The sequence below is a fragment of the Streptomyces aureus genome, from assembly GCF_001418135.1.
Taxonomy (GTDB): Bacteria; Actinomycetota; Actinomycetes; order Streptomycetales; family Streptomycetaceae; genus Streptomyces; species Streptomyces aureus_A.
This window is the reverse complement of the sequence record NZ_LIPQ01000296.1, coordinates 1-7,461: the sequence shown is the minus strand read 5'-3', so window position 1 is coordinate 7,461 and position 7,461 is coordinate 1. Positions and strand designations below refer to the sequence as shown.

General features: G+C 69.7%; 8 protein-coding genes. 1 reads left to right on the top strand and 7 read right to left on the bottom strand.

Annotated elements, in window-relative coordinates:
• Together AOK00_RS23985 and AOK00_RS23980 are read right to left on the bottom strand one after the other, a co-directional pair.
• The coding region (locus tag AOK00_RS23985) for a phosphoribosyltransferase domain-containing protein (protein ID WP_254047477.1) at positions 1-1,002 on the bottom strand (1,002 nt) is incomplete at its 3' end.
• 18 nt (positions 1,003-1,020) lie between these two features.
• On the bottom strand, positions 1,021-2,226 hold the full coding sequence (locus AOK00_RS23980) for an HpcH/HpaI aldolase/citrate lyase family protein (RefSeq protein ID WP_055602361.1): 1,206 nt from the start codon (positions 2,224-2,226) through the stop codon (positions 1,021-1,023).
• Positions 2,227-2,412: 186 nt separating this feature from the next.
• On the opposite strand from AOK00_RS23980, the gene AOK00_RS23975 reads away from it, so the two are divergent.
• Positions 2,413-3,345 carry a TerD family protein gene (locus AOK00_RS23975; protein WP_055602360.1) on the top strand — a complete coding sequence of 311 codons (933 nt, stop codon included), beginning with the start codon at positions 2,413-2,415 and terminating at the stop codon, positions 3,343-3,345.
• A gap of 58 nt (positions 3,346-3,403) precedes the next feature.
• Here the strand turns inward: AOK00_RS23975 and AOK00_RS23970 are convergent, their stop codons facing one another.
• The 5 genes from AOK00_RS23970 to AOK00_RS23950 all read right to left on the bottom strand — a co-directional run bounded on the left by AOK00_RS23970 (position 3,404) and on the right by AOK00_RS23950 (position 7,332).
• The gene (locus AOK00_RS23970) at positions 3,404-4,144 is read right to left on the bottom strand and encodes a TerD family protein (RefSeq protein ID WP_055602359.1); all 741 of its coding nucleotides are present in this window, start codon (positions 4,142-4,144) and stop codon (positions 3,404-3,406) included.
• Between the two features lie 133 nt (positions 4,145-4,277).
• On the bottom strand, positions 4,278-5,426 hold the full coding sequence (locus AOK00_RS23965; RefSeq protein WP_055602358.1) for a DUF475 domain-containing protein: 1,149 nt from the start codon (positions 5,424-5,426) through the stop codon (positions 4,278-4,280).
• 28 nt (positions 5,427-5,454) lie between these two features.
• Positions 5,455-6,030 (bottom strand): TerD family protein, encoded by a 576-nt coding sequence (locus tag AOK00_RS23960; RefSeq protein ID WP_055602357.1) that lies wholly within the window; start codon positions 6,028-6,030, stop codon positions 5,455-5,457.
• 82 nt (positions 6,031-6,112) lie between these two features.
• Complete coding sequence (locus tag AOK00_RS23955) at positions 6,113-6,688, bottom strand: TerD family protein (protein WP_015033386.1); 576 nt, start codon at positions 6,686-6,688, stop codon at positions 6,113-6,115.
• 185 nt (positions 6,689-6,873) lie between these two features.
• A complete protein-coding gene (locus AOK00_RS23950; protein WP_055602356.1) occupies positions 6,874-7,332 on the bottom strand; it encodes a peroxiredoxin in 459 nt (152 codons plus the stop codon).
• Positions 7,333-7,461 lie beyond the last annotated feature (129 nt).

Here is a 7,461-nt window from a genome sequence, read left to right as displayed (position 1 = left end):
CCCGGCCGACGGGACGGAGAGTTCCCCGGCGGACGGGCCGGGCCGCTCCTCGGCCGTCCCGGCGAGCTGTGCCTGGTCGGCCGGGCCGCGCAGTGCCTCGGCGGCCGGGTCGCGCAGTGCCTCGGTGATCCTGCCCGCCATCGCGGGCAGCGCCGCCTCCAGGCGGTCCCGCTGGTCGGGTGTGAAGCCGTGCCGCCCGCCGTCGGGCAGCCCCTCCGGCCAGTCCAGCGCCACGCGCACGGGCGCGGGCCGACGCGGGGCCGCGGCCGAGCCGGGAGCGGGCGCCGTGCCCGGCCCGTACGCCCGTTCGTGTTGCGCCACCAGCGCCTGGCCCTTCTCCAGGACCCCCTCCGGGAGGCGTACGGTGCCGGCGGCGCCGGATATCAGGTCGACGCGGGCGCCTATCTCCGCCGCGAAGGCGTCCAGGCGGCCGAGGTCGGCGGCCGAGCGCATGTCGACGAGGGCGACGACGACGTACCGGTCGCGCGGGTAGCGCTCGTGCAGGGCCCGTACGGTGTTGAGGACGGTGTTCCCGGTGGAGAACTCGTCGTCGACGAGGACCAGCGGGCCGTCGCCGGCGAGCAGCTTGGGGTCCTCGGGCAGCAGCAGGTGCGAGGTGGCGTGCGAGTGGGACTCCTCGAAACCGCCCGCGCGGGCGACTCCGGCCACCGGCCGCCGGGTGGAGTGGAGGTACGGGGCGAGGCCGATGCCGTCGGCGACGGCGTGGCCCAGGGCGGTGGCCGTCTCGGCGTACCCGAGGACGACCGCGCGCGCGGCCTCCTCGTCACCGAGGAGCGCGCGGACGCGCCGGCCGAGGTCGAGGCCGGAGCCGTAGACCACGGACGGCCGCTGCGGCACGTGCTTGCCGAGCACGCTGGAGACCAGCAGATGGGCCCGTTTGGGGTTGCGACGCAGTGCGAGGCCCAACAGGGCCGGTAGCGCCTCGTCGCCGATCAGTTCGACGCCCAGTCGCTCCGCGACCCACGTTCCGGTCCACACCACGTCGTCGACGTCCCTTCGTCAGCCGGCAAGTCCGGCGGTGAGCAGATCCACGAAGCCGACGTCCTCCTTGGCGACGCCGAAGAGCTCGGCGCGCAGGAGGGTGCGTTCGGCCCACGCGCGATGCGGCTTCACTTCGTTCATCTTGTTCGTGTAGGCGGAGCGGAGCACTCCGCCGCCGCCCTGTTCGGGCCTCAGGATGTCCTGGGCGTCGCTCCACTCCTCGTGGCTGACCACGGAGAGGGCGTGCACCGGCACCACGTGGGTGGGATGGATGCAGGTCTTGCCGAGCAGGCCGTTGGCGCGGTCGAGTTCGATCTCGCGCAGCAGGCCGTCGAGGTCGTGTTCGATGAGGGCCGTGCGCAGGTCCTCGGCGCGGCCTTCGAGGAAGGGGCTGCGGCGCAGCTGGGGCTTGAACATGCGCTCGCCGGGCCGGAAGTACTCCCAGACGGGTCCGGTGACGGTGAAGCCGGTGCCGTCGGAGCGGCCGAGGACGTTGACGACGTCGGCGATGACGTTCGCGACGATCTTGACGTCGTAGGCGGTCATGTCGGGCGAGCGGCGCAGCCCGTAGGCGGAGCAGAAGTCGGTGACGCCGAGGCGCAGGGCGAGGACCCGGTCGCGGTACTTCTCGGTGATCGAGACGATGCCGGCGAGGGTCTCGGCCCGGGTCTCCAGGTGGAGGAGCTCGGGGGACTCCAGGACGGGCATGGCGAAGAGACGCCGTCCGCTCGTCCGCTCGGCCAGGGCGAGCGCTTCGAGGAAGGCCTGGCCGCGTGCCTCGGTGAACTTGGGCAGTACGAATCCGGACAGTAGGCGGACCGTTTCTCCAAGCCGGGCGACGAGGTCGGTGATCTGGCGCGGATCGCGGACCCGGATGAAGAGGAGCGGCAGATCCGCGGCGGTGCCCGTGGCGGTGTCGGCGTCCGTCACGGTCCCGGCGGAGTGATCGGCGAGGTCGGCGAACTGGCGTACGAGGTTGTCCTCGCCCGCCTCGACATCGGCGTCGCTGATGGAGTCCTCCAGGCAGAGCACCATGGAGACCACTCCACGGGCCGCCTGCTTGCGCACGTCGTCGGCGAGCCTGGGCCGGGTGGCCGGGCTGTAGAGCGTGGCCCCCAGGGCCACGGCGAGCGTGCGCGCGGGCGAATCTGCCGTGAACGCGGCCGGTTCCCGATGGAAGAGACCGGCCCGCGCCGCGGACGGGATGTGCCCGAAATGACGCATATAAGTCCCCCGTCTACCTCTCTGGAACCTGACGACATGTGGCCGGTAATAGTACGTAGGTGCGGGTGTCCTCAGTTCCCTTCGAGCATGAAATCCAGGTAACTCGTCGGCGTCCGTCACGCCGCCCCGCGACAGGTGACGCCCCCGCGTTGTCCGCGGGTCTGCCGGGAGGGCAGGATTACGGTCATGACGCACGCGATGCTGAAGGGCTCCAACGTCCCTCTCGACACCGCGGCCGTACGGGCCGTGCTCCGCTGGACCCCGGGCTCCGGGGTCCCCGACGTGGACGCCTCGGCCCTGCTCCTGGGGCCCTCCGGCCGGGTGCGGTCCGACGAGGACTTCGTCTTCTACAACCAGCCGCGCCACCCTTCGGGCCTGGTGCGACGGCTGCCGAAGAAGCGTGACTCCAAGGGTCTCACGGACACCGTGGAAGCCGACCTCGGAAGCCTCGACCCCTCCGTCGACCGGGTGGTGATCGCGGCCTCCTCCGACGGCGGCACCTTCCGCTCCGTCTCCGACCTGCGGATCCTGCTGTACGACGCGACGGCGGGACCCGACGCCGAGGCACTGGCCCTGTTCTCCGTGACGGCGGAGACGGGCGAGGAGACGGCCGTGATCTGCGGCGAGCTGTACCGCCGCGGGGACGGCTGGAAGTTCCGTGCCGTGGGTCAGGGCTATCCGACGGGCCTGGTCGGCCTCGCCACCGATTTCGGCATCTCGGTCGACGAGGACGCGCAGGACGCGGCGCAGGAGGCCGCCGAGGAGGCCCAGAGCGCCCAGGACGGCTCCCAGGAGGCCCAGGGCGGCTTCCGCGAGGTCCCGGGCGGTCAGGGCTCCCCCGGCGGGGCCCAGGGGGCCACGGCGGCCACTGTCGCCTCCGGTGTCGGCGACCCGGACCTCGACCTGACCGTCGTCCACACCCCCGTACCCGTGCCCCCGCAGCCGACCGTGCCGCCGCCCATGCCCGACCGGGCGCCCGCCTACGGCTACCCCCAGCAGCCGGTGAACACCGCCCCGGCCCCCGCGTACGGCTATCCGCAGCCGGTGACCGCCCCCGAGCAGAACCCGGCACCGGAGTTCCGGATGCCGCCGATGGGCCCCCAGTTCGTCAGGTCCTGAGGGACCCGGCACTCCCGGAGGGTGGCCCGGGGGCGGCCATACGGACGCGGTCAACCGGCTACGCCTTGGTCTTGTAGCCGCGCCCCCACTGGAGACCCCAGCCGTACAGCCGGTCCAGTTCGGCCTGGAAGCCGTACACGAAGCGCACCTCGCGGCGGACCGTCAGCTCGCCCTTGGCGTTCTCCACGGAGAAGACCGCGCAGGAGCGGGCCTGCGGGGCCCGCTCGTCGAGATCGATCTCGATCCGGGGGCCGTTGCTCGGATAGAGCGTGATCTTGGCGTGCGTCCGGTCGAAGGCCGGCGTCTGGTCGTAGATGTACACGAAGAACAGCAGGCGCTTGATCTCGTCCTTGTGGTCCAGATTGACGAAGATCGTCTCCCCGGAGGAGCCGCCGAAGCGGTCGTCGCCGCTGAGTTTCACGTACGGCGCGCCGTTCAGGTCCCCGAAGAAGCCGCCGAGCGGCTGCACCACGCCCTTGCTGCCGTCGGCGAGCTCGTAGAGGCAGCCGAGGTCCAGGTCGACGTTGACCATGCCCTGGGTGTGCGCCTGCACGACCTCGGGCTTGAAGAACTGGGACGGGTTGCGGAGCAGCCGGCCGCTCTGCCGGGAGCGTCCTTCGAGATCGGAGGTCCGCATCCGCCACGAGAGGTTCACCCGGAGGTTGCCGGTGGCGGCGCCCTGCTTGGTGAGCGAGACGGACGGGCGCCGTTTCGTCAGATCGATCGTGTTCGACGCGGCGCTGCCCGAGTCGAACTGCGACGCCGTCCTCCCCGGAAAAAGGTTGTCCCAGAAGGCCATGCCGCCTTCACCCCCCACTGATCGCCGGCCCCACTGTTCGCCGGCACCGCTGATCACCGACACCGCACATGCCTGCGGGGCGGCCGGGTGCACCGACCGCCCCGCAGTGAAGCGTTCCTCATTGCCGGGGGTGTCACACCCCGGACGACACCTCGGTCTTGTCCCCCGCGGGACCCGACCCGCCCTCGGCCGCCGCGAGCGCCTTGTTGCGCCGTACGGAGGACCAGAAGGACCAGGCGATGAGGGCGACACCGATGAGACCGGTGATGACCTCGGGGATCTGGTAGCGGATGGAGACCATGAGGATCAGGGCCAGCGCGCCGATCGCGTAGTGCGCGCCGTGCTCCAGGTAGACGTAGTCGTCGAGGGTGCCCTGGCGGACCAGGTAGACCGTCAGCGAACGGACGTACATGGCGCCGACGCCGAGGCCGAGCGCCATCAGGACGATGTCGTTGGTGATGGCGAAGGCGCCGATGACACCGTCGAAGGAGAACGACGCGTCCAGGACCTCCAGGTAGAGGAACATGAAGAAGGCGGCCTTGCCGGCCAGCTGCACGACGCCGACCTGCTTGCCGCTGCGCTTGGCCTCCTCCTCGGCCTCGTGCTCGCGCTCCTCCTCTTCCTCCAGCTTGTTCTCGAAGTAGCCGGAGAGACCGCCGACGACGAGGTACGTGATGAGGCCGAAGACGCCGGAGAGCAGGACGGTCGACGCCGCGTCGATGTGCGTGCCGCCGTGCTGGTGGGCCTGGGTCGCGAAGGTCATGGCGCTGATCGCCAGGACGACCAGGGCGATGCAGACCGACAGCATGTCGACCTTGCCGAGCTTGGCCAGCGGGCGCTCCAGCCAGCCGAGCCACTTGATGTCACGGTCCTCGAAGATGAAGTCGAGGAAGATCATCAGCAGGAACATCCCGCCGAAGGCCGCGATCGAGGGGTGGGCGTCGGTGACGAGCTGCTCGTAGCGCTCGGCGTCGTTGAGTGCGAGATCGACGGCCTCGATCGGGCCGATCTTGGCACTGATCGCCACGATCACGACGGGGAAGACCAGCCTCATGCCGAAGACGGCGATGAGCACACCGATGGTGAGGAAGATCTTCTGCCAGAAGGCATTCATCTTCTTCAGGATTCCGGCGTTGACCACTGCATTGTCGAAGGACAGCGAGATCTCGAGGACACACAGGATCGCGACGATCCCGAACGCCTCCCACCCCCCGTAGAGCACCGCTGCGACCAGGCCGAGCGCCGTGATGGCGAACGACCAGCCGAAGGTTTTCAGAACCACTGTTTGCCCCATCGTGAATTACGCGGCTTTACGAAACGTTGACCCCGAAGTCTAGAGCGATGCCTCTCAGCCCTGACGCGTACCCCTGACCGACCGCGCGGAACTTCCATTCGCCGCTGTAGCGGTAGAGCTCGCCGAAGATCATCGCGGTCTCGGTGGAGGCGTCCTCGGAGAGGTCGTAACGCGCGAGTTCCTGACCGTCCATCTGGTTCACGACGCGGATGAACGCGTTGCTGACCTGCCCGAAGCTCTGGCCGCGGTTGTCGGCGTCGTGGATCGACACCGGGAAGACGATCTTGTCGCAGTGGGCCGGCACCTTGGAGAGGTCCACGATCAGGGACTCGTCGTCCCCGTCGCCCTCACCGGTGAGGTTGTCGCCGGTGTGCTCGACCGAGCCCTCGGGGCTGCGCAGCTGGTTATAGAACACGAAGTACTCGTCCCCGAGCACCCGTCCGCCCTGGCACAGCAGCGCGCTGGCGTCGAGGTCGAAGGGAGCTCCGGTGGTGGAGCGCGCGTCCCAGCCGAGCCCGACGAGGACCTGGGTGAGGTTGGGTGCGGCCTTGGAGAGGGAGACGTTGCCTCCCTTGGCGAGCGTGACGCCCATGATTCGTTTCCTCCCCGGTGGTGATGAGGCACGTCCGGCGCCGCACGGGATGTGCGGCGCCGGACGGTTGGAACGGTTCGGCTCAGACGTTGACGCCGAAGTCCTGCGCGATACCGCGCAGGCCCGAGGCGTAGCCCTGGCCGACGGCGCGGAACTTCCACTCGTCGCCGTTGCGGTACAGCTCGCCGAAGACCATGGCGGTCTCGGTCGAGGCGTCCTCGGAGAGGTCGTACCGGGCGATCTCGGCGCCGCCGGCCTGGTTCACGACGCGGATGAACGCGTTGCGCACCTGGCCGAAGGACTGCTGGCGGTTCTCGGCGTCGTAGATCGACACCGGGAAGACGATCTTGGCGACGTCGGCCGGCACCGTGGCCAGGCTGACCTTGACCTGCTCGTCGTCACCCTCGCCCTCGCCGGTGAGGTTGTCACCGGTGTGCTCGACGGAGCCGTCGGCGCTCTTCAGGTTGTTGAAGAACACGAAGTCCTGGTCGTTGCGGACCTTGCCCTCCGCGCTCACCAGAATGGCGCTGGCGTCGAGGTCGAAGTCCGTACCGGTGGTGGTGCGGACGTCCCAGCCCAGACCGACGGTCACGGCGGTGAGGCCAGGGGCCTCCTTGGTCAGCGAGACGTTGCCGCCCTTGCTGAGGCTGACTCCCACGAGTCCCTCCATGTGGTTTCCAGGGGCAGCGCCCCCAGTCGTGCGTTGGCATCGGATCAACGAGTGGATCCTAGTGACGGGTTCCCGCTCGAAACAGTCGATTCGCCCGGTGAATCCGGGTGTCGGGTCCCGGAGGGCTCCCGGACCGCGCCGCCGGAGGCTCCCGGCGGCGTTCCCGGCGGAGGTCAGATCGCTTCGAGGGCCTTGACGTACTCGCCGAGGTCGCGTGCGTCCGGCAGGGCGTTCACGACGGTCCAGCGGACGACACCCTCCTTGTCGATGATGAAGGTGCCGCGCACCGCGCAGCCCTTCTCCTCGTCGAACACACCGTAGGCACGGGAGGCCTCGCCGTGCTGCCAGAAGTCGGAGAGCAGCGGGTACTCCAGGGCCTCCTGCTCGGCGAAGACGCGCAGGGTGTGGATGGAGTCGTTGGAGACGGCGAGGAGCTGGGTGTCGTCGTTGACGAACGCCGGCAGGTTGTCGCGCAGCTCGCCGAGCTCGCCCGCGCAGACACTCGTGAAGGCGAAGGGGTAGAAGAGCAGCACCACGTTCTTCTCGCCGCGGAAGTCGGAGAGCCGGACGGTGCGCCCGTGGTTGTCCTTGAGCGCGAAATCCGGGGCCTCGGTGCCGACCTCGATCGCCATCGCGTACGCATCCCTTCGACGGGGCCCTGACCTTGGGCCGAATCGGTGAACCCCACCCTACGGCCTGTGCGCGCGAGGCCCGGCGGTCCGGCGGGCCCGCGCGCACGAAAGCCCCCGCCGGGGGACCGG

Bases quoted from the DNA above. Each gene is read 5' to 3' on its own strand.
- AOK00_RS23950 (WP_055602356.1), bottom strand. From the start codon at position 7,332: ATGGCGATCGAGGTCGGCACCGAGGCCCCGGATTTCGCGCTCAAGGAC.
- AOK00_RS23980 (WP_055602361.1), bottom strand. From the start codon at position 2,226: ATGCGTCATTTCGGGCACATCCCGTCCGCGGCGCGGGCCGGTCTCTTC.
- AOK00_RS23970 (WP_055602359.1), bottom strand. From the start codon at position 4,144: ATGGCCTTCTGGGACAACCTTTTTCCGGGGAGGACGGCGTCGCAGTTC.
- AOK00_RS23960 (WP_055602357.1), bottom strand. From the start codon at position 6,030: ATGGGCGTCACGCTCGCCAAGGGAGGCAACGTCTCCCTCTCCAAGGCC.
- AOK00_RS23975 (WP_055602360.1), top strand. From the start codon at position 2,413: ATGACGCACGCGATGCTGAAGGGCTCCAACGTCCCTCTCGACACCGCG.